Source organism: Enterobacter sp. DVT3837, from assembly GCF_056238685.1.
Genome location: NZ_JBWDLA010000002.1, coordinates 369648 through 390847, shown reverse-complemented (window position 1 = coordinate 390847; position 21200 = coordinate 369648). Strand labels below are relative to the sequence as shown.

20 protein-coding genes and 1 pseudogene are annotated in these 21200 nt (G+C 51.8%); 9 read left to right on the top strand and 12 right to left on the bottom strand.

Annotated features, from left to right (window positions below; all coding sequences use genetic code 11):
* Positions 1-450: 450 nt before the first annotated feature.
* The 5 genes from manX (at position 451) to mntP (ending at position 4611) form a co-directional block, all read left to right on the top strand.
* Positions 451-1413, top strand: coding sequence for a PTS mannose transporter subunit IIAB (gene manX / locus AC0XWG_RS16760; RefSeq protein ID WP_028018670.1), 963 nt, complete (start codon positions 451-453; stop codon positions 1411-1413).
* Positions 1414-1459: 46 nt separating this feature from the next.
* Positions 1460-2260, top strand: coding sequence for a PTS mannose/fructose/sorbose transporter subunit IIC (locus AC0XWG_RS16755; protein ID WP_028018669.1), 801 nt, complete (start codon positions 1460-1462; stop codon positions 2258-2260).
* Between the two features lie 12 nt (positions 2261-2272).
* Positions 2273-3124, top strand: a complete 852-nt coding sequence (locus AC0XWG_RS16750) for a PTS mannose transporter subunit IID (protein WP_028018668.1) — start codon at positions 2273-2275, stop codon at positions 3122-3124.
* 62 nt (positions 3125-3186) lie between these two features.
* Positions 3187-3645, top strand: a complete 459-nt coding sequence (locus AC0XWG_RS16745; protein WP_475680841.1) for a DUF986 family protein — start codon at positions 3187-3189, stop codon at positions 3643-3645.
* A 399-nt stretch (positions 3646-4044) separates the two neighbouring features.
* Positions 4045-4611 carry a manganese efflux pump MntP gene (gene mntP / locus AC0XWG_RS16740; RefSeq protein WP_028018666.1) on the top strand — a complete coding sequence of 189 codons (567 nt, stop codon included), beginning with the start codon at positions 4045-4047 and terminating at the stop codon, positions 4609-4611.
* Here mntP and rlmA read toward each other — a convergent pair.
* The 7 genes and pseudogenes from rlmA to mgrB form a co-directional block, all read right to left on the bottom strand.
* The gene (gene rlmA, locus AC0XWG_RS16735; RefSeq protein WP_108089695.1) at positions 4608-5423 is read right to left on the bottom strand and encodes a 23S rRNA (guanine(745)-N(1))-methyltransferase; all 816 of its coding nucleotides are present in this window, start codon (positions 5421-5423) and stop codon (positions 4608-4610) included. The two genes, mntP and rlmA, sit on opposite strands and share 4 nt — an antisense overlap.
* Positions 5424-5488: 65 nt before the next feature.
* Positions 5489-7207 carry a peptidoglycan glycosyltransferase FtsI gene (ftsI, locus tag AC0XWG_RS16730; protein WP_475680840.1) on the bottom strand — a complete coding sequence of 573 codons (1719 nt, stop codon included), beginning with the start codon at positions 7205-7207 and terminating at the stop codon, positions 5489-5491.
* A 219-nt stretch (positions 7208-7426) separates the two neighbouring features.
* Positions 7427-7636 carry a transcription antiterminator/RNA stability regulator CspE gene (cspE, locus tag AC0XWG_RS16725; RefSeq protein ID WP_001062678.1) on the bottom strand — a complete coding sequence of 70 codons (210 nt, stop codon included), beginning with the start codon at positions 7634-7636 and terminating at the stop codon, positions 7427-7429.
* A 12-nt stretch (positions 7637-7648) separates the two neighbouring features.
* Positions 7649-7793: pseudogene (locus AC0XWG_RS16720) on the bottom strand (DUF2627 domain-containing protein).
* Between the two features lie 525 nt (positions 7794-8318).
* Positions 8319-9308, bottom strand: a complete 990-nt coding sequence (locus AC0XWG_RS16715) for an MBL fold metallo-hydrolase (protein ID WP_128347531.1) — start codon at positions 9306-9308, stop codon at positions 8319-8321.
* A gap of 23 nt (positions 9309-9331) precedes the next feature.
* On the bottom strand, positions 9332-9622 hold the full coding sequence (locus AC0XWG_RS16710; protein ID WP_028018662.1) for a YebO family protein: 291 nt from the start codon (positions 9620-9622) through the stop codon (positions 9332-9334).
* Between the two features lie 74 nt (positions 9623-9696).
* Positions 9697-9840 (bottom strand): PhoP/PhoQ regulatory lipoprotein MgrB, encoded by a 144-nt coding sequence (gene mgrB, locus AC0XWG_RS16705; protein ID WP_089598207.1) that lies wholly within the window; start codon positions 9838-9840, stop codon positions 9697-9699.
* 159 nt (positions 9841-9999) lie between these two features.
* Here mgrB and AC0XWG_RS16700 point away from each other — a divergent pair, with 159 nt between their 5' ends.
* A complete protein-coding gene (locus AC0XWG_RS16700; RefSeq protein ID WP_049008652.1) occupies positions 10000-10239 on the top strand; it encodes a YobH family protein in 240 nt (79 codons plus the stop codon).
* A 60-nt stretch (positions 10240-10299) separates the two neighbouring features.
* On the opposite strand, the gene kdgR is transcribed toward AC0XWG_RS16700, so the two are convergent.
* On the bottom strand, positions 10300-11091 hold the full coding sequence (gene kdgR, locus AC0XWG_RS16695; protein ID WP_028018660.1) for a DNA-binding transcriptional regulator KdgR: 792 nt from the start codon (positions 11089-11091) through the stop codon (positions 10300-10302).
* 179 nt (positions 11092-11270) lie between these two features.
* Between kdgR and AC0XWG_RS16690 the strand changes: the two genes are divergently transcribed.
* A complete protein-coding gene (locus AC0XWG_RS16690; RefSeq protein WP_128347530.1) occupies positions 11271-12644 on the top strand; it encodes an MFS transporter in 1374 nt (457 codons plus the stop codon).
* Positions 12645-12694: 50 nt separating this feature from the next.
* Here the strand turns inward: AC0XWG_RS16690 and htpX are convergent, their stop codons facing one another.
* The 4 genes from htpX to AC0XWG_RS16670 form a co-directional block, all read right to left on the bottom strand.
* Positions 12695-13576 (bottom strand): protease HtpX, encoded by an 882-nt coding sequence (gene htpX, locus AC0XWG_RS16685; protein WP_028018658.1) that lies wholly within the window; start codon positions 13574-13576, stop codon positions 12695-12697.
* 193 nt (positions 13577-13769) lie between these two features.
* A complete protein-coding gene (gene prc, locus AC0XWG_RS16680; RefSeq protein WP_028018657.1) occupies positions 13770-15818 on the bottom strand; it encodes a carboxy terminal-processing peptidase in 2049 nt (682 codons plus the stop codon).
* A gap of 19 nt (positions 15819-15837) precedes the next feature.
* Positions 15838-16524 (bottom strand): RNA chaperone ProQ, encoded by a 687-nt coding sequence (gene proQ / locus AC0XWG_RS16675; protein WP_028018656.1) that lies wholly within the window; start codon positions 16522-16524, stop codon positions 15838-15840.
* Between the two features lie 96 nt (positions 16525-16620).
* Complete coding sequence (locus tag AC0XWG_RS16670) at positions 16621-17118, bottom strand: GAF domain-containing protein (protein WP_028018655.1); 498 nt, start codon at positions 17116-17118, stop codon at positions 16621-16623.
* 132 nt (positions 17119-17250) lie between these two features.
* Here AC0XWG_RS16670 and yebS point away from each other — a divergent pair, with 132 nt between their 5' ends.
* Positions 17251-18534 (top strand): membrane integrity lipid transport subunit YebS, encoded by a 1284-nt coding sequence (yebS, locus tag AC0XWG_RS16665; protein ID WP_014832380.1) that lies wholly within the window; start codon positions 17251-17253, stop codon positions 18532-18534.
* Complete coding sequence (locus AC0XWG_RS16660) at positions 18503-21136, top strand: PqiB family protein (RefSeq protein ID WP_049008513.1); 2634 nt, start codon at positions 18503-18505, stop codon at positions 21134-21136. Before yebS ends, AC0XWG_RS16660 begins: the two co-directional genes overlap by 32 nt.
* Positions 21137-21200: the final 64 nt, after the last annotated feature.

Sequence of the window (21200 nt, the reverse complement as noted above, 5' to 3'; positions counted from 1 at the left end):
GCTAAAGGAATGACGAAACGGTGCCCCACTCAATGTGGGCAAAACAGAGGCAAACAGAGTCGATAGGTGGCGAGGAGCGCCGGTGAAATAGGCGCGAGGTGGCCTGGTAGATGACTGACGTCGGTGACGGTCCATATAGTGGGCTGTAGCCCTATACTCCTGAACAATTAAACGGAGGCTAAACATATCAGAGACAATATCTGTTTAGCAAAGATTTACGTTCCTTTGCAAAAATTCGATAAGACTTAATTCTTGACGAGTAATTTCTCGATTGCGAAAGCTAAATTACGGATCTTCATCACATAAATTATTTTTTCACTATCTAAAATAATTCGCGGAAGTCTTAGTTTTTTGAACTCTAACCCTTATCTGAATCGATTCGGTTCGCCAATACGATTCTCAGTACGACTGCCTGGCAGGCGTATTAATGATAATAAAAGGAGGTAGCAAGTGACCATTGCTATTGTCATAGGCACACATGGTTGGGCTGCTGAGCAGCTACTCAAAACAGCAGAGATGCTGTTGGGCGAGCAGGAAAACGTCGGCTGGATCGATTTCGTTCCCGGTGAAAATGCCGAGACGCTGATTGAGAAGTACAACGCCCAACTCGCGAAGCTGGATACCAGCAAAGGCGTGCTGTTTCTCGTTGATACATGGGGAGGCAGTCCGTTCAATGCTGCCAGCCGCATTGTCGTCGATAAAGAGCACTACGAAGTTGTCGCCGGGGTGAATATCCCGATGCTGGTGGAAACCTTCATGGCGCGCGACGACAATCCCTCTTTCGATGAGTTGGTTGCACTCGCTGTGGAAACCGGCCGCGAAGGCGTGAAAGCGCTGAAAGCACAACCGGTCGAGAAACCCGCACCGGCTGTCGCAGCGCCAAAAGCTGCTGCGCCGGCAAAACCGATGGGCCCGAACGATTACATGGTTATTGGCCTTGCACGTATTGATGACCGCTTAATCCACGGTCAGGTCGCTACGCGCTGGACCAAAGAGACCAACGTTCGACGCATTATCGTCGTCAGTGATGAGGTTGCCGCCGATACTGTACGTAAAACCCTTCTGACTCAGGTTGCTCCTCCTGGCGTTACCGCGCACGTGGTGGATGTCGCCAAGATGATCCGCGTTTATAACAACCCGAAATATGCGGGTGAACGCGTGATGCTACTGTTCACTAACCCGACAGACGTTGAGCGCATTGTTGAAGGCGGCGTGAAAATCACCTCCGTTAACATCGGGGGTATGGCATTCCGTCAGGGCAAAACGCAGGTCAACAACGCCATTTCGGTTGATGCGAAAGATATCGAGGCATTTAACAAACTGAATGCCCGCGGTATTGAGCTGGAAGCCCGTAAGGTTTCCACGGATCAGAAACTGAAAATGATGGATTTGATCGGTAAAGTTGGGAAATAAGCCCGCGCCGGTTTTCACATAACGCTTATGTAATAGGAGAAGTGCAATGGAGATTACCACTCTTCAGATTGTGCTGGTGTTCGTCGTCGCATGTATTGCGGGTATGGAATCCGTACTTGATGAATTTCAGTTCCACCGTCCTCTGGTGGCCTGTACGCTGATTGGTGCCGTTCTGGGTGACATGAAAACCGGTATCATCATCGGTGGTACCCTTGAAATGATCGCCCTGGGCTGGATGAACATCGGTGCGGCGGTTGCGCCTGATGCCGCGTTGGCTTCCATCATTTCTACCGTTCTGGTTATTGCCGGTCACCAGAGTATTGGTGCGGGTATCGCCCTGGCGATCCCGCTGGCAGCAGCAGGCCAGGTACTGACCATCATCGTTCGTACCATCACGGTTGCTTTCCAGCACGCAGCGGATAAGGCGGCCGAAAATGGCAACCTCACGGCGCTGTCCTGGATCCACGTTTCATCGCTGTTCCTGCAGGCGATGCGTATCGCTATTCCGGCGGTCATCGTCGCGATTTCTGTCGGTACCAGTGAAGTGCAGAGCATGCTGAACGCCATTCCAGAAGTGGTCACCGGCGGCCTGAACATCGCGGGCGGTATGATCGTGGTAGTCGGTTACGCAATGGTCATCAACATGATGCGCGCAGGCTACCTGATGCCGTTCTTCTACCTCGGCTTCGTGACCGCTGCCTTCACCAACTTCAACCTGGTTGCTCTGGGTGTAATTGGTGCAGTGATGGCGATTCTCTACATCCAGCTGAGCCCGAAATACAACCGCGTTGCGGGTGCCCCAGTGCAGGCTGCTGGTAACAACGATCTCGATAACGAACTGGACTAGCAGGTGAGCGAAATGGTTGATATGACAAAAACTACCACCGAGAAAAAACTCACTCCGGGTGATATTCGTGGCGTGTTCATCCGTTCTAACCTGTTTCAGGGTTCATGGAACTTCGAACGTATGCAGGCGCTGGGCTTCTGTTTCTCCATGGTGCCGGCAATCAAACGCCTTTATCCGGAAAACAACGAAGCGCGCCGTCAGGCGATTAAGCGTCACCTGGAATTCTTTAACACCCATCCATATGTGGCGGCTCCCGTTCTGGGCGTAACGCTGGCGATGGAAGAGCAGCGTGCGAACGGCGCAGAGATTGACGATGGTGCCATCAACGGTATTAAAGTCGGTCTGATGGGTCCGTTAGCAGGTGTCGGTGATCCTATCTTCTGGGGTACCGTTCGTCCGGTCTTCGCGGCACTAGGGGCTGGTATCGCGATGAGCGGCAGCCTGCTTGGCCCGCTGCTGTTCTTCATCCTGTTCAACGCCGTGCGTCTGCTGACCCGCTACTACGGTGTGGCATACGGTTACCGTAAAGGGGTGGACATCGTTAAGGACATGGGTGGCGGCTTCCTGCAAAAACTGACTGAGGGGGCGTCTATCCTCGGCCTGTTTGTGATGGGGGCATTGGTTAACAAGTGGACACATGTGAACATTCCGCTGGTGGTCTCCACCATCACCGGGCAGGATGGTCAGACCCGTGTCACCACCGTGCAGACTATCCTGGATCAGCTTATGCCTGGCCTGGTGCCGCTGCTGTTAACCTTCGCCTGCATGTGGTTGCTGCGTAAGAAAGTTAACCCACTGTGGATCATCGTTGGCTTCTTTATCATCGGTATCGCGGGTTACGCTGTCGGCCTGCTGGGCCTGTAAAGCAATAACGTTAGACGCCGGGGGCTTGCCCCCGGTTTTTTTATCTGTTCTTCGGAGGATGAATGACTGTCACGGACATCGTATTGGTTTTATTTATTGCTGCCCTTCTGGCTTACGCGATCTATGACGAGTTCATCATGCCTCGCCGCCACGGCGAGACGCTGCTTTCCCTTCCTCTTCTGCGACGCGGACACGTAGATGCGTTTATCTTCACGGGTCTCATCGTCATCCTTATTTACAACAACATCACCAGCCATGGTGCAATATTAACCACATGGTTATTATGTGCGCTGGCATTAATGGCGATTTATCTGTTCTGGATCCGCACGCCAAAAATCATTTTTAAATCCCGTGGATTTTTCTTTGCCAATGTCTGGATAGAATATAACCGTATTAAAGAGATGAATTTATCGGAAGATGGAGTACTGGTCATGCAATTAGAGCAACGCAGCCTGCTTATTCGTGTTAAGAATATTGACGACCTGGAAAAAATATACAAATTACTCGTTAAAACTCAATAAGTTATATATATAGCATCGGCTATATTTTGTGTGTATTTTACGCAATAAACATAGCCTAAGCTATATTACTCTTTTTCTTTCTACCTATATTTCTTAACGATACATTCACCCTTAAATAAAAATGAAAATCGTTATCAACAAGCGTTTGAAATAATGCCTCTCCATTGTTGTTTTATATTCTCAAAATATGTTAAGGTTGCGCCCGTCGTTGGGGAGTAGCCGATTTCCTGTTCTCAGGAAATGTACGTGTCAACATACTCGTTGAAAAACGTGGCGCGTACGGATCGCTTTCTGCACATCTTATGTGCGTTGTGATCAGGCGAGACCATAGATACATCAACTGCTGTTTACTGGGGGCAGTGATGTGTCATATGGATATCTCCCGGTCTGGACGCTGTTATGAATATCTCCGCTACCATCCTTCTTGCTTTCGGCATGTCCATGGACGCGTTTGCCGCCTCCATTGGTAAAGGTGCCACGCTCCACAAACCAAAATTCTCTGAAGCATTACGCACCGGTCTTATCTTTGGCGCGATTGAAACGCTGACACCGCTTATCGGCTGGGGTCTTGGCATGCTCGCCAGCCAGTTTGTGCTGGAATGGAACCACTGGATTGCGTTCGTGCTTCTGGTGTTTCTTGGCGGCCGAATGGTCATTGAAGGTTTTCGCGGCAATGACGATGAAGACGAGGAGCCTCAACACCGCCACGGTTTCTGGTTACTGGTAACCACAGCCATTGCTACCAGCCTTGATGCGATGGCTGTCGGTGTCGGGCTGGCATTTTTGCAGGTCAATATTATCGCTACCGCGCTGGCTATTGGCTGCGCAACGCTGATTATGTCCACGCTGGGAATGATGGTCGGTCGGTTTATCGGCCCGCTACTGGGTAAACGCGCCGAGATTCTGGGGGGGATTGTGTTGATTGGCATCGGAGCCCAGATACTCTGGGCACACTTCGCCGGTTAATCTTCGCGCTGCCAGACGTGGATACTGAAATCCGTCTGGCAGCGAAATGTTGAGTGTGCAGCTAGCGCTTCCCATACTTCCGGTTTTGCCCGCCACGCGAACGGCGTCATCTGCAACAACGCAACGGCCTCTTCTCCTTTAAGCTTCATTTCATACGCCACGCTTTGCTCCTGCTTCAGGCTAAAACCGGCCAGCTGTTCAGAATGAGGGGCATGGAGACGCACTTCGTCGTAGATCAGCCCTTTCAGCTCCATCAGATGACGCGGGCCCGGCGTCACGGTGACTACCCATCCGCCCGGCTTCACCACGCGAGCCAGCTCTTCCGCCTTGCAGGGCGCGTAAATGCGGATAACAGCGTCCATGCTGGCATCGTCAAACGGCAGACGGTGGCTGGATGCCACGCAGAACGTCACGTCGGTGTAACGTTTTGCTGCTGCGCGAATCGCCACTTTCGACACGTCCAGACCGAATGTCAGCGCGCCCTTCTCACGGGCAATCTCGGCAAACCGTGCGGTGTAGTACCCTTCCCCGCAGCCGATATCGAGTATGGCGGTGGCAGAATCAGGCAGAATGTCATTCAGCCTCTGCGCGACGGTCTCCCGCAGCGGCAGATAGTGCCCGGCATTCAGAAACGCGCGACGCGCCTGCATCATCTCTGCACTGTCGCCGGGATCGCGGGAGCGCTTATGCTGCACCGGCAGAAGATTCACGTAGCCTTCTTTTGCCATATCAAACTGATGCCCCTGCGGACAGGTATAACTTTTATCTGAGTGTGTCAGGGGGGCGTGGCAAAGGGGGCAGCTGAAGGACATGGTGACTCCGGAGCATATTCAAAGGGCGAAGTGTACCGCTATTCGCCCTGGTTATAAACGCCCGGTTAACGCATAACGATAAGGTGATCTGAACCCGCCGGTAAACCATCGGGTTTCACATTCTCCAGACGCAGCACGTTTCCCATAATCTCGCTGAAAACGGGCGCGGAGACGGCACCGCCATAGTATGCCCCGTTTTGAGGGTCGTTAATCACGACCACGAGCGCAAAGCGTGGATCGCTGGCGGGCGCAACACCTGCAGTGTAGGCGACGTATTTATCGACATACTTCCCGCTATCATCAATTTTCTTCGCCGTACCGGTTTTCACCGCCACGCGGTAGTCACGGACGGCTGCCTTAACGCCTCCCCCACCAGGCAGTGCCACACTCTCCATCATGTGCTCCACTTCATGAGCGATTTCCTCTGGCATGACGCGTTGTCCAATTACGGGTGGATCGATACGCGTGATTGAGAGAGGACGCTCAAGCCCGTAGCCGCCAATGGTGGCGTAAACATGTGCCAGCTGGAGCGGTGTCACCATCAGCCCGTAGCCAAAGGCAAACGTCGCCCTGTCGAGCTGGCTCCAGAATTTACGCTGTGGCAGTAGTCCCGCACTCTCCCCCGTTAAGCCAAGCCCCGTATTTGTACCAAAACCAAAGTTCCGGTAAGTATCAATAAGATGCTGGATCGGCATCGCCAGCGAGAGGCGGGATACGCCTGTATCGCTCGATTTTTGCAGGATCCCAGTCATGGTCAGTTCAGGGTAGTAACCCACATCGCGGATACGATGCCCGTCGAGAGTATACGGATGGGTGTCAATCACGCTGTCCGGCTGGACCAGCCCCTGCTGCAATGCAGTCATCAGCACCAGCGGTTTGACGGTAGAACCAGGTTCAAACATATCGCTGATCGCACGGTTACGAAAATCGTTTATTGTTGCGCCTTCGCGATTATTGGGGTTGAAATCCGGATAGCTCGCCATGGCGAGTATTTCCCCGGTTGGGATATTAATTAACACCGATGCCCCGGATTCGGCCTTATTCCAGGCCACGGCATTATCAAGCGCATCTTCGGTAATGGTTTGCAGCCGCTCGTCGATGCTCAACTGGATGTTATGCGCCGGTGCAGGAGCAACTTCTGTCAGGTTTTCTACCACACGCCCGTAGCGATCCTCTCTTACCTGCCGGACCCCGGCCTTCCCCGTTAACTGAGCGTTGAAGCTTTTTTCCACACCTTCAATACCCTGCCCGTCAATATTGGTGAAACCAATCAGATTCGCTGCCACATGCCCGGCGGGATAAAAACGACGAGACTCATCACGTAAATTGATACCCGGCAAATTCAGTTTATCGATCCACTTTGCCTGTGCCGGGTCGACCTGGCGGGCAAGGTAAATGAAACGTCCCTGTGGATTCGCGTTGATGCGTGTCGAGAGCGTAGCCAAAGAGAGATGTAGCGCATTCGCCAGCGCTTGCCAGCGCTGATCAAAGCCGACTCCCCCTTTCGCCAGTACCGTTTTTGGATCGGCCCATACGGCCCTGACTGGCACACTGACCGCCAGTGGTCTTCCTTCACGATCCTTGATCATGCCGCGTGGAGCATCAATCGGCAGTTCCCGGAGTGACCGCATATCCTCTTGCTTCACCAGATTGTCTGGCTTGATGATTTGCAGCCACGCAACACGACCCAGTAAAAAAGCCAGACTACAAAAAATGGCAAAACAGAGCAGCGCAAAACGCGCCGGAGTGAAATTTCCGGCTGTCGTAAGTATCTTCTTCTTCACCTGAACCCCAGGACAATTTAACAACGCCCTGATTTAACGGGAAAAGCCGAGCAGAAGGAGCCGAAACAGTGCTACTAACCTCGCAGCTTTGCAACAAGTTACTAACAAGTACGGGGATGGTAATATTTTGAAAGATAAAGGGCATAAAAAAGCCCCGCGTTATGCGAGGCTTTATGTCTGAGAGTGAAGTGCTAAGCGCTTCAGTCAGCAGTGGTTCGATCAGATAGCAGTTACGTTAACTGCAGCTGGGCCTTTCTGGCCGTCCTGAATTTCGAACTCAACGTTCTGGCCTTCAGCCAGAGTTTTGAAGCCGTTACCCTGGATTGCAGAGAAGTGTACGAACACGTCTTTACTGCCGTCAGCAGGAGTAATGAAACCAAAACCTTTAGACTCGTTGAACCACTTAACTTGACCTTTAATCTTTGCCATTTGCAAAATTCCTTAGAGTGTTTTCTTAGCCCGCAGGCATTAACTGAGATAAAACTGAGACATTACTGCATGAGGCACTAATATAAGGTTCGGCAGAGAAGCGGTATTCAACGACAACGTGTTTACTCAGGACTTCTTTACTGAAAATGCCACACATAAACAGAACTGTACCTCGTTTGACCCAAAACGTGTTATCACACACAATGTTTAATATGGCAAGCCATTTTTAAACATGTCTCGATCCGCCGCACAAATTCGAACACTGCCTGTCAGGTTTTGCACAATTATGCGCATAACATACAGGCAATTCTACTTCGTTACAGAGACTCAACGTTGCTTTCGCAGTCGCTGTAATCTAAGACTTTTTTAACATAGCTCAATCATTCCAGTGCGTCCAGCAGCCGGGAAAAGAAATCTTCAAAATTGATTGAGTTAGAACAATTTGTGAAAACTTATGCTTAAATCATTGTAACGACACGGCATTGTTTCGCAGAAAATACAATGTTAATAACCTGCAGTTGACTGTATTAAAATTCATCAGCTAATAAGCCGTGTTATGCACCAAAATAATGAAATTTTTATGACTCTGCATCAAAACAAGGCAAGCAAAACGTTTCGATAAAAATAAAATATTCATTATCGCGTTCACATACAGAATATATGCAACAATTTATCGCTTCGTTTATAAGGATAAATATTCACCAATTTTCAGTATCCTTAAAGAACTATCAACTGGTGCTAAATTATCTAGCGCAACCGTTAACTCCCTCACTGGGTCATCCAGCGCATCATCTGCCAGTTCAAACACGCCCCAGTGAATAGGAAACGCCAGAGGGCAGCCCAACTGTTGCCATAACGCAACGGCAGATTGAGGGTCCATATGATGTACAGCCATGAACCATCGTGGGGCATAAGCTCCGATAGGTAATGCAGCAGCGTCAATTCTCCCCAAACGCTCCGGTATCAATAGCAACTCAGGCGAATAACCTGTATCACCGCTGAACCAGAAACGGTGATGCCGCCCCTCAAAGACCCAGCCGCACCACAAGGTGCGATTTCGATTCCAGGGTGTTCGCATACTCCAGTGCTGTGCCGGAACAGCACTCAAGGTTATCCCTTGCCAGGTGAAACTCTGCCACCAGTCGAGCTCAACCACACATCTTGCCCCCCGGCGGCGAAACCAGTCGGCCAGACCTAAAGGTACAAACAGACTCACGTCAGGGAAGCGTTTAAGGATCCGACGGATAGTTGCGTCATCAAGATGATCGTAATGATTATGGGAGATAACGACGGCATCAAGCTGATGAAGTTGATCGACAGAAAGTACCGGAGGGGTCTTACGTTGTGGTCCCAGAAATGAGAGCGGAGAGGCACGCTGTGAGAAAACCGGGTCAGTGAGGAGAATATTGCCGTCTATCTGCAGCAGCACACTCGCGTGTCCCAGCCACCATACCCCATCCTCATGAGGTTGCATAAGATCAACCGGTTGCCACCACTGACGTATAAAATCCTCATAACCGAGTGCGGGCGGTCTGGGCAAACCGGCCTCTTTACGCGCTTTTCGCCAGCGCTCAAGGTCACCGGGCTGATGCCCGACAGGACGGGTATTACGGAAACCATTCGGCGTGTGATGTTTCAGGGAGGGGTCATACCAGGGATTTTTCCAGACCACAGCCACCTCCCAGGACAAAAAGATTAACGCTCAGCCACCAGGCGGATAAAGTCGTCTTCGTCTTTGTCGTCTTCAGCGACAGCGTCTTTCGGCGCGTCTTTCTCTTCCGGTTCGTTAGCCTCACACAGACGGCGTAACAACGCATTTTGACGTTTTTGCTGATCGAGCAGCGCTTCAAGCAGTTCGATCTGCTCGTTAGTACGTGAACTGGCCCGGTTAACGAAAAACCAAATGACCAGCCCCACAAGCAGAACGACCAAAGAAATCATCAAGGATGCCACATTCAGCAGCCCTGAATTCAGTAACTCACCCATTTCACCACCTCAATAAAAACGTCTATTTTACCACTGGCGCGAAGGAAGGAAATCACCTTGAGAAAAAATGCGTGTTACCACGGAATAAACTTATTTATTGCGCAAACGCCGCTAAAGAACTGTACATCCTGATCGCACATCACATTGATGGTCTGCGTCCATAGCACCACGCACGCTACCAGCACGATAACCAGAATTACCCAGCGTATTTTTTTCACTCCACACTCCGTCAAAAGACCTGATGTAACCAGGTTATCACGGTTATCTTAAACAAGGGCTAACTGTACCGACATCAAGCCTTTTTCAGAATCATGCACTTGTTTCATTACGTAAACCGTTTACGCTTGCTTAATGATAACAACGATAAAGAGGCATTGATGCGCTTAATCATTCGAACAATTGTTGTACTGGCCATCGTCTGGATTGGCCTTCTGTTAACCGGTTATGGTGTGCTGGTGGGAAGCACTGAAAACGCAGCAGGATTAGGCATTCAGTGTAAATATTTAACAGCACAAGGAGTAAGCACCGCGCAGTATCTGCATACTGACAGCGGAATCATTGGCCTGACTAATTGCCCGGTACTGCGTAAAACATCCGTCGTGATCGATAATGGCTAATCAGCCAGGTTAACAGCAAAATCGCCGCAATACTCGCGGCGTTTTTTATGCTAACGAGGATTAAAACGGATAGTCGTGATACCCCATCTGCTCGGAAATCTTACGTGCTGCGGTGTGCAGAATAGCCACATACTCGTGCAATCGCTCCTCAGAGAAGCGCAACGTCGGGAAGGAAATACTGAGCCCCGCAATCACGACGCCAAAGCGGTCAAATACCGGAACACCAATACAGCGCAGCCCCTCTTCCTGCTCTTCGTTATCTTCGCCATAGCCTTGCTCACGCACCTTGTCGAGCACGGTTAACAGCGCATCCGTGCTGGTAATGGTTCGTGCCGTACTGCGTTTGTACTCCACGCCATCAAGGATCTGTTTCACTTCTTCACGATCGCGCCACGCCAGCAGAACCTTACCAATGGCAGTACTATAGAGTGGGTTACGGCGGCCAATGCGTGAATACATGCGCAGGTTGTACATGGAGTCGATTTTATGGATGTAAACAATACTGTCTTCATCCAGTGCTCCCAGGTGGATGGTCTCTTTGGTCAGACGGGAGATTTCACGCATCTGAATATCCGCGCTGCGGATCAGGTCAACATTTTGCAGCGCACGGGCACCCAGTTCGAAGAGTTTCAGCGTCAGAGAGTATTTTTCAGACTCGCCTTCCTGCGCAACGTAGCCCAGTGACTTCATGGTTTGCAAAAAACGATAAACGGTGCTTTTCGACATCATCACACGCTGCGACAACTCTGTAATACCAATTTCACGCTCTTCCCCAAGCGCCTGTAAGATGCCAAACACCTTCAGCACGGAAGAAACAGAATCTGGCTGTTTATCCAAATCCGCAATTGCCATTTACCACCTCATAGAGAGTGTTTTATAAAAATCAGAATCGGTTTTTATTATAAGTTCCCGTCATGTCACCTGCAATCAATCCGCGTTTACTTCGTTACAAATCTGCGACATATCGCGGCTGTAACAATGCTAAAATAGTTACCCTGAGAATAATTTCACGCTGAGCTTTTTTAATCCTAATGGAAAAGACCTTTTCCGATGGCCTGCCTTTACCCCAGCGGTATGGCGCTATAGCGACCATCATTATCGGTATCTCAATGGCCGTCCTTGACGGCGCAATTGCGAATGTGGCCCTGCCAACCATCGCCAGCGACCTGCATGCCTCCCCTGCCAGTTCGATATGGATAGTTAACGCCTATCAGATTGCAATTGTTATTTCCCTGCTCTCGTTCTCTTTTCTGGGCGATATGTTTGGCTACCGTCGGGTTTATCAATGCGGTCTGGTGGTTTTCACCTTCACCTCATTGTTATGTGCCCTTTCTGATTCGCTACATACCCTGACACTTGCACGTATTGCACAAGGTTTTGGCGGTGCAGCGCTCATGAGTGTTAACACAGCGTTGATCCGCTTAATTTATCCGCAGCGTCATCTGGGACGCGGCATGGGGATAAACTCGTTTATTGTTGCGGTCTCTTCTGCCGCCGGGCCAACCATTGCAGCAGCCATTCTTTCCGTCGCGTCCTGGCAATGGCTGTTCGCCATAAACGTGCCGCTGGGCATCGTGGCTATCTTCTTTGCCCTACGCTTTCTTCCCGCTAACGGCCCCAAAAGTACAATGCCGCGCTTCGACGTCGTGAGCGCGATAATGAATGCCCTCACCTTTGGTCTGCTGATTACTGCCCTGAGCGGTTTTGCACAGGGACAATCCCTGATGCTTACCAGCGCGGAACTCATCGTCTTGCTGGTGACAGGTTTCTTCTTTGTTCGCCGTCAGCTCACGCTTCCTGTGCCGTTACTGCCAGTTGACCTGCTGCGCATTCCCCTCTTTTCGCTCTCCATTTGCACATCTGTCTGCTCATTCTGCGCCCAGATGCTGGCCCTGGTCTCTCTGCCTTTCTTCCTGCAAAGCGTAGTGGGACGCTCTGAAGTGGAGACCGGGCTGTTGTTAACCCCATGGCCGCTGGCTACGATGGTAATGGCACCGCTGGCGGGTTACTTGATTGAACGCGTCCATGCCGGTTTATTAGGTGCTCTGGGGCTGGCTGTGATGGCAACAGGCCTTTTCGCGCTGGCACTACTGCCGTCATCGCCTTCCGATCTCGACATCATCTGGCGCATGATCCTGTGCGGAGCCGGGTTTGGCCTGTTCCAGTCGCCTAACAATCACACCATTATTACCTCAGCGCCGCGTCATCGCAGTGGAGGGGCCAGCGGTATGTTAGGCACCGCGCGTCTGTTAGGGCAAAGCAGCGGTGCTGCTCTGGTCGCTCTGATGTTTAACCTTGCCGGGCAAAACGGTAATCACATTGCGCTCCTTAGCGCAGGAGCCCTTGCTACCCTCGCGGCTATCGTCAGCGGTCTGCGCATTACCCAGCCCAGAGCCCAGGCATAAAAAAAGCCGGGCGGAGTCTTCTCCTGCCCGGCTTATTGCGGTTCTTCGCGTTACTTCATGTATTCCCCACTACGCAGCGCTTCGATACGTTTATCCAGCGGCGGGTGAGACATAAACATTTCACTCAGTGACTTCGATTTACCGTTAATACAGAAGGCCATCATGCTGTTCGCTTCCTGCGGCTCGTAACTGGTTTTCAGACGCTGCAGCGCAGCAATCATTTTCTCACGCCCAACCAGTTTTGCGGAGCCGGCATCCGCGTGGAATTCGCGGTGACGGGAGAACCACATGGTGATAATGCTTGCCAGAATACCGAACACCAGCTCCAGTACCATGGAAACTGCGAAGTAGATCAGCGGATTACCGTTGCTCTCTTCACCTTCGTCGCGGTTGCCACCCATAAAGCCTGCAGCAATCTGCGCCAGAATACGGGAGATAAAGATAACGAAAGTGTTCACCACGCCCTGAATCAGGGTCATGGTCACCATGTCACCATTTGCGATATGGCTGATTTCGTGAGCGATAACCGCTTCGGCTTCATCACGGCTCATGTTCTGTAACAACCCGGTGCTGACGGCAACCAGGGATGCATCACGACGAGCACCCGTAGCGAACGCATTAATGTCCGGCGCGTGATAAATAGCGACCTGCGGCATGGCAATCCCAGCCTGACGGGATTGCTGAGCAACCGTATTCATCAGCCACTGTTCCATATCGTTACGCGGCTGTTCAATAACCTCACCACCTACCGATTTCAGTGCCATCCACTTCGACATCAACAGTGAAATGAAAGAGCCACCAAAACCAAACAGCAGCGCCATAATCAACAGACCCTGAACGCTGCTCGACTGAATTCCTGTCAGGCTTAGCACGAGCCCGAAAACCACCATGACCGCAAGGTTGGTGAGCAGGAAGAGCGCGATTCGCATCATAATTTTCTTTTAACCTCAGTTTAACAAAACGCACTATGCGATTACCCACATCGTATGGGTATTGTGGCTATTTTCAAGCATCAGGCGGGCGTAAGTCACCAGAAAGACACAACTTTACACAATTGGAAACCAGCCTGACGGAAGGATGCAGAACAAAAAGAAACAGGCACAATTTCTTGTGCCTGTTGGGAGATTATTTTGCCGGAGCAGGTTGTACGGCAGGTTTCTCTTTTTCAAGATTCGCAAGGTCGAGTGCAATATGCACCGTCTCATCCAGATAAGGATCTGGCTCCTTGTAATCTTTTGGCAGATCGTCCAGTTTCTTGAGCAGAGGCTTGCCTTCCCGTTTGAAGCGATCGTTGATACGCGCCAGACGCGTTGCATCGTCTTCATTGTTCTCTTTTTCACGCTGAGCGTAGTTCAGAGAAACAATATTCCGTTTATCTTTCAGAGCATTGAAACGTGCAATGTCCTTCATGATGTACTGGAATTCCGCATCTTTCGCAATACGGTCATTATGCGCTTTCAGCAGTTCAGGACCAAACTGCGTCATATCACCCGCTTTCACGTAGGTCGCCGCGTTGATGCTGTCCCACGGTAACGCGTTATCTTCAAACTTCTCGCCCGTTTCCGTCTCTTCCGTGCCTGTCGGCATCATGATATCCGGCGTCACGCCTTTACGCTGCGTACTGCCACCGTTCACGCGGTAGAACTTCTGAATAGTGTACTGAACCGAACCCAGCGCAGGCCATTCAGGGCGCAGCATCTGATCGTAAATACGATTCAGAGAGCGATACTGTTGAACGGTGCCTTTACCAAACGTCGGTTCACCCACGATCAACGCACGGCCATAGTCCTGCATTGCGGCAGCAAAGATCTCAGACGCTGAAGCACTGAAGCGGTCCACTAAGACCACCAGCGGGCCTTTGTAGTAAACCACACCATCGTTGTCGGCATCTTCACGGACTTTACCGTTGTTATCGCGCACCTGAACCACAGGACCAGATGGAATAAACAGGCCAGAGAGCGAAACCGCTTCCGTCAGCGCACCGCCGCCGTTACTGCGCAGGTCGATGATAATGCTGCTAACGTTCTGCTTCTCAAGCTTCTGCAGCTGCACTTTCACATCGTCGGTCAGCCCTACGTAGAAGCCCGGGATATCCAGGACACCCACCTTCTCTTTACCCACGGTTTTCACCGACATTTTCACCGCGCGGTCTTCCAGACGGATACGCTCACGGGTCAGGGTAACAATACGGGTTTTAGTGCCTTTTCCTGCAGGCAGCACTTCCAGACGAACCTTGCTGCCTTTCGGGCCTTTAATCAGCGCCACCACATCATCAAGACGCCAGCCGATCACATCAACCATGTTCTGACCGGTTTGTCCCACACCCACAATGCGATCGCCTACGCTTATCGCTTTGCTTTTGGATGCTGGGCCACCCGCGACCATCGAATTGATCACGGTATAATCATCATCCATCTGCAGCACCGCGCCGATACCTTCGAGAGACAGGCTCATTTCAGTATTGAACTGCTCGGTGTTACGCGGGGAGAGATAGTTGGTATGCGGATCGATTTCGTGAGCAAAGGCAGTCATTGCCAGTGAGAAGACATCCTCACTGTTGGTCTGCGCCAGACGACGAATAGCAAATTTGTAACGACGCGTCAGCGTGTCACGGATCTCTTTTTCATCTTTGCCGGTGAGCTTAAGGCTCAGTTCGTCATATTTAACTTTTCCGTCCCACAGCGCATTCAACTCGGCTTCATCTTTCGGCCAGGGTGCTTTACTGCGATCCAGATTAAAGGTGTCATTGCCGGTGAAGTCCATCGGACGTTCCAGCACTTTCAGCGCGTACTGGTAGCGTTCAAAGCGGCGCTTTTGCGACAGGTTATAGAGATCGTAGAACAGATCCAGCTTGCCTGAACGCAACTCATCACCCACCTCAGATTTACGCTTAGCGAACTGCTCGACATCGCTGGCGAGCAAAACGTTATGGCTGTAATCCAGCAAGTTCAGATAGCGGTCAAAGATTTTGGCCGAAAAGGCCTGATCGAGATCGAACTGACGATAGTGCGAACGGGTGAAACGTGAGGTTACGCGCTCACTCACCGTTGCGTGCTGGGTTTCTTCCTTAAGAACCGGAATTTGATCAACACGCGTGATATCGTCCACTGCGAAAGCGTGACCTGTTATGGCAAACAGGCCCGCCAGCGCGGTGAGCTTAAAAAAAGTGTTCATGCCAGGCTTGGCCTCCGTTTCAGAACAACAAGTGTTCTGCGCGTACAATCATTGACATACCAGAAGTCAGCTGTACACGAACGCCATCTTTGGTGATTTCCAGTACAGTGGCGTCCATAGCATTGTTACCCGCTTTTACCTTCAGCGCCTGACCAACGCTCAGGGCGTTAATGTCTGAAACCGGGGTATGACGCGGCTCTTCACGAGGGGCGCGCGGGGCTTTCGCTGCAGGTTTGTCAGCACGCGGTTTGCGATCGTTATTATCATTACGACGCGGTGCAGGGCGTGGTTTACGCTCACGACGAGGCGCTTCTTCCTGGCCGTTTGCCGCTGCGGCTTCGCGTTTTTTCGCTTGCTGTTCAGCACGTTGTGCCTGAACGCGTGCTTTGGCTTCTTCCAGCTGTTTACGCGCGTGTTCAACGTGCTGCTCATCCAGCTCACCACAAGGGTTGCCATCGAGATCCACGCGAGTCGCGCCCGGTTTGATACCGTACAGGTAACGCCAGCTCGAAGTATAAAGACGTAAGGCGGAACGCAGCTGAGTTTTGCTGAGGTTCATTTCCCCCTCAACACGTGCCACCAGATCCTGAAAAATACCGACTTTCAGGGGACGAGCTTCACCTTCAGCACTGAAGCACTGTGGGAAACGCTCGGCCAGAAATGCGATAACTTCTTTACTGCTATTCAACTTAGGTTGATTTTCCATGAAATTTCCTGATTACAACGGACGTTGCCAACAAGCGCAGGCATGAACAGGCGTCATTATAATGACGCTATCAGTAAATGCTACGTTATCCGTTGATTATCCTGCGACGCTCGCAAAGAATTTTTGATAATCGGTTGCAGCGAGAACGTTTTCCAGGTTTGCCACCAGCTCGCGCAGTCCCTGTTCGTCCTCGGCTGTAAAGCGACTGAAGACCGTACTGTCGATATCCAGAACGCCAATAATCTGATTTTTTACCACCAGTGGCAGAACGATTTCAGAATTACTTGCAGCGTCGCAGGCAATATGTCCGTCAAACGCATGAACGTCTTCCACACGCTGTACCTGATTCTCGGCGACCGCGGTACCACACACACCGCGCCCTACCGGGATACGTACGCAGGCCAGCTTGCCCTGGAATGGCCCCAGCACCAGTGTTTCACCTTCCAGAAGGTAAAATCCAGCCCAGTTAACGTCACTGAGACGTTCAAACAGCAATGCGCTAGTATTTGCCAGAGTGGCTAAGAAGCTGGTCTCGCCCGCCATCAATGCCTTAAAATCGCGGTTCAGATCCGCGTAGAATTCTGTTTTGTTCATTATTCAATCACTTAGTTGTCTTACAAAATTACCGCATAGCCTATTAAAATAAGCATTAAATGCGCTCATGCTCAAGATGAATCAGTTCATGAGTTATTATAACTTTCAACAATACTTATTTGTGCGCAGCTGATGGCCTTAAAAACAACCAAAATTACGCCGACAAAAAAGATAACTGTCCATACGGTAAGCGAAGCTTTGCCTCGTGCACATTATCAGCGTTGCCCCCAGTGCGATACGCTTTTTATGTTGCCGAAGATGAAATCGCACCAAAGTGCCTTTTGTCCCCGCTGCGATGCCAAAATTCGTGACGGCCGCGACTGGTCTTTGACCCGCCTCGCCGCCATGGCCGTCACGATGCTGCTTCTGATGCCTTTCGCGTGGAGCGAGCCGCTCCTTAAACTCTATCTGCTTGGTGTACGCATTGATGCCAACGTTCTACAGGGTATCTGGCAGATGACCCGGCAGGGTGATCCGGTAACTGCAGCTATGGTGCTTTTTTGCACCGTTGGCGCGCCGCTGGTCCTGGTCGCGGCGATTGCGTATTTGTGGCTCGGCAACATTCTGGGTATGAACCTGCGACCGGTGTTGCTGATGCTGGATAAACTCAAAGAGTGGGTCATGCTGGATATCTATCTTGTGGGTGTTGGCGTGGCGTCAATTAAAGTGCAGGACTACGCGTTTCTGCAGCCAGGCGTCGGACTCTTTGCTTTTATCTGTCTGGTATTGCTCAGTATCCTGACGCTCATCCACCTGAACGTCGAACAGCTTTGGGAGCGTTTTTATCCTCAGCGCCCAGCCACACGTCCGGATGAGAACCTCCGTGTCTGTCTGGGTTGCCACTATACCGGGCTGCCCGACGCGCGTGGCCGCTGTCCACGCTGCCATATTCCTTTGAGACTGCGGCGCAACAACAGCCTGCAAAAATGCTGGGCGGCGCTGATTGCCTCCCTGGTGTTTCTGATCCCGGCCAATATGCTACCGATTTCCATTATTTACGTGAATGGTGCACGCCAGGAAGATACCATCCTCTCAGGCATTATTTCCCTTGCGCACAGCAATGTGGGGGTGGCTGCCATCGTCTTTATTGCCAGTATCCTGGTGCCGTTTACCAAAGTGGTGGTGATGTTTACGTTACTTATCAGCATTCACTTTAAATGTGAGCAGGGGCTACGTACCCGTATCCTGCTTTTGCGGTTCGTCACCTGGATTGGTCGCTGGTCGATGTTGGATCTGTTCGTGATTTCGTTGATGATGTCGCTGATTAATCGTGACCAGTTACTTGCTTTTACAATGGGACCCGCGGCTTTTTATTTCGGCTCAGCGGTGATATTGACTATTCTTGCTGTGGAATGGCTGGATAGCCGCTTACTTTGGGATGCACATGAGTCAGGAAACCCCCGCTTCGCCGACTGAAGCGAGAATTAAAACAAAACGCCGCATTTCGCCATTCTGGTTGCTGCCTGTCATCGCCCTGATGATTGCGGGCTGGCTTATCTGGACGAGCTATCAAGATCGCGGGAGTACGGTCACCATTGATTTCCAGACCGCCGACGGTATCGTCGCCGGGCGAACACCCGTTCGCTTCCAGGGGGTTGAAGTAGGTACGGTTCAGGATATCTCCCTTGGAAAAGGGCTGAACAAGATTCAGGTGCGGGTCAGTATTAAATCAGACATGCAGGATGCCCTGCGCAGCGAAACGCAATTCTGGCTGGTCACGCCGAAGGCCTCTCTGGCAGGTGTTTCCGGTCTGGATGCACTGGTGGGCGGTAACTATATCGGCATGATGCCAGGTAAAGGTGAACCGCAGGATCACTTTGTTGCCCTGGATACACAGCCCAAGTACCGCCTTAACAACGGCGATCTGATGATCCATCTGCAGGCGCCGGATCTCGGTTCTCTGAACAGTGGCTCACTGGTTTATTTCCGTAAAATCCCGGTGGGTCGCGTTTACGATTACGCCATCAACCCGAATAAACAGGGTGTCACCATTGATGTGCTGATCGAGCGCCGCTTTACCAATCTGGTTAAAAAGGGCAGCCGCTTCTGGAACGTATCCGGCGTGGATGCCGATCTCAGCCTGAGCGGTGCAAAGGTGAAACTGGAGAGTCTGGCTGCGCTGGTGAATGGCGCCATTGCCTTTGATTCCCCTGAAAACTCAAGCCCTGCCACCGCTGATGACTCGTTCGGATTGTACGCTGACCTGGCGCACAGCCAGCGCGGAGTGATTATCAAACTCGTCCTGCCCGATGCGAAGGGGCTTAAAGCCGGTTCAACACCGCTGATGTATCAAGGGTTGCAGGTCGGTCAGCTTACCAAAATGACGCTCAACCCGGGCGGCTCGGTCACCGGCGAAATGACCGTTGATCCGAGCGTGGTCGATCTTCTGCGCGAGAAGACGCGTATTGAAATGCGCAGTCCAAAGCTATCACTCAACGATGCCAGTATCAGTAGTCTGCTGACGGGAAATACGTTTGAGCTGGTGCCCGGTGAAGGTCAGCCCAGCAATAGCTTTGTGATTGCCCCGGCCGACAAAGCCTTATTGCAAAAGCCGGGTGTCGTGACGGTCACGCTGAATGCGCCAGAAAGCTACGGTATTGAAGCCGGCCAGCCGTTGATTTTGCACGGTGTTCAGGTAGGACAAGTTCTTGAGCGTACGCTTACCGAGAACGGCGTGAGCTTCTCGGTCGCCATTGACCCGCAATACAGCAACCTGGTCCATGGCGACAGTAAGTTTGTGGTTAACAGTCGTGTCGACGTGAAAGTAGGTCTGGACGGGGTGGAGTTCCTTGGCGCCAGCGCCAGCGAATGGGTCAACGGCGGGATCCGCATTCTGCCGGGCGATAAAGGCCCTGTGCGTGACAGCTACCCGCTGTATGCCAACCTGGATAAAGCGATTGAAAACAGCCTGAGCGATCTTCCTACCACTACGCTGACATTAAGCGCCGAAACATTGCCGGACGTTCAGGCAGGCTCCGTTGTGCTGTATCGCAAATTTGAGGTCGGGGAAGTGATTACCGTTCGCCCTCGCGCGGACGCATTTGATATCGAGCTGCATATCAAGCCGGAGTATCGCAAGCTGTTGACGCCAAACAGCGTCTTCTGGGCTGAAGGCGGTGCAAAAGTTCAGCTCAACGGTAACGGGCTGACGGTGCAGGCCTCCCCGCTTTCACGCGCGCTGCGTGGGGCAATTAGTTTCGATAACCTCAGCGGTGCAGGTGCGAATCTGCGCAAAGGGGATAAGCGTATTCTCTTCCCGTCCGAAACCGCAGCACGTGCCGTTGGCGGGCAGATTACCCTGCACGCTTTTGATGCGGGAAAACTGGCTGAAGGGATGCCAATCCGTTACCTGGGTATTGATATCGGGCAGATCCAGAAGCTGACGCTGATCACCTCGCGTAACGAGGTGCAGGCCACCGCCGTGCTCTACCCGGAATATGTACAGACGTTCGCCCGCACCGGTTCGCGCTTCTCGGTGGTGACGCCGCAAATCTCGGCCGCAGGCGTTGAGCACCTCGACACCATCCTGCAGCCGTATATCAACGTCGAGCCTGGCCAGGGCAATGCCCGTCGTGATTTTGAGCTGCAGGAAGCCACAATCACTGATTCGCGCTATCTTGATGGTCTGAGCATTGTGGTGGAGGTACCAGAAGCTGGTTCGCTCAGCATCGGCACGCCAGTACTGTTCCGCGGTATTGAGGTGGGCACAGTGACCGGTCTGACGCTCGGGACACTCTCCGACCGCGTGATGGTGGCGTTACGGATAAGCGAACGTTACCAGCATCTGGTGCGAAATAACTCGGTATTCTGGCTGGCTTCCGGCTATTCGCTGGACTTTGGCCTGACGGGGGGGGTCGTGAAAACTGGTACCTTCAACCAGTTTATTCGCGGTGGGATTGCGTTTGCCACACCACCGGGCACACCGCTGGCACCGAAAGCGCAACCGGGTAAACACTTCCTGCTGCTCGAAAGTGAACCGAAAGAGTGGCGTGAATGGGGAACTGCTCTGCCGCGTTAATCTCAGGGCTCCGGTGTCAACGCGCCGGAGCCTTTATGCTACACTGCGCACCTGAACTTTTCCC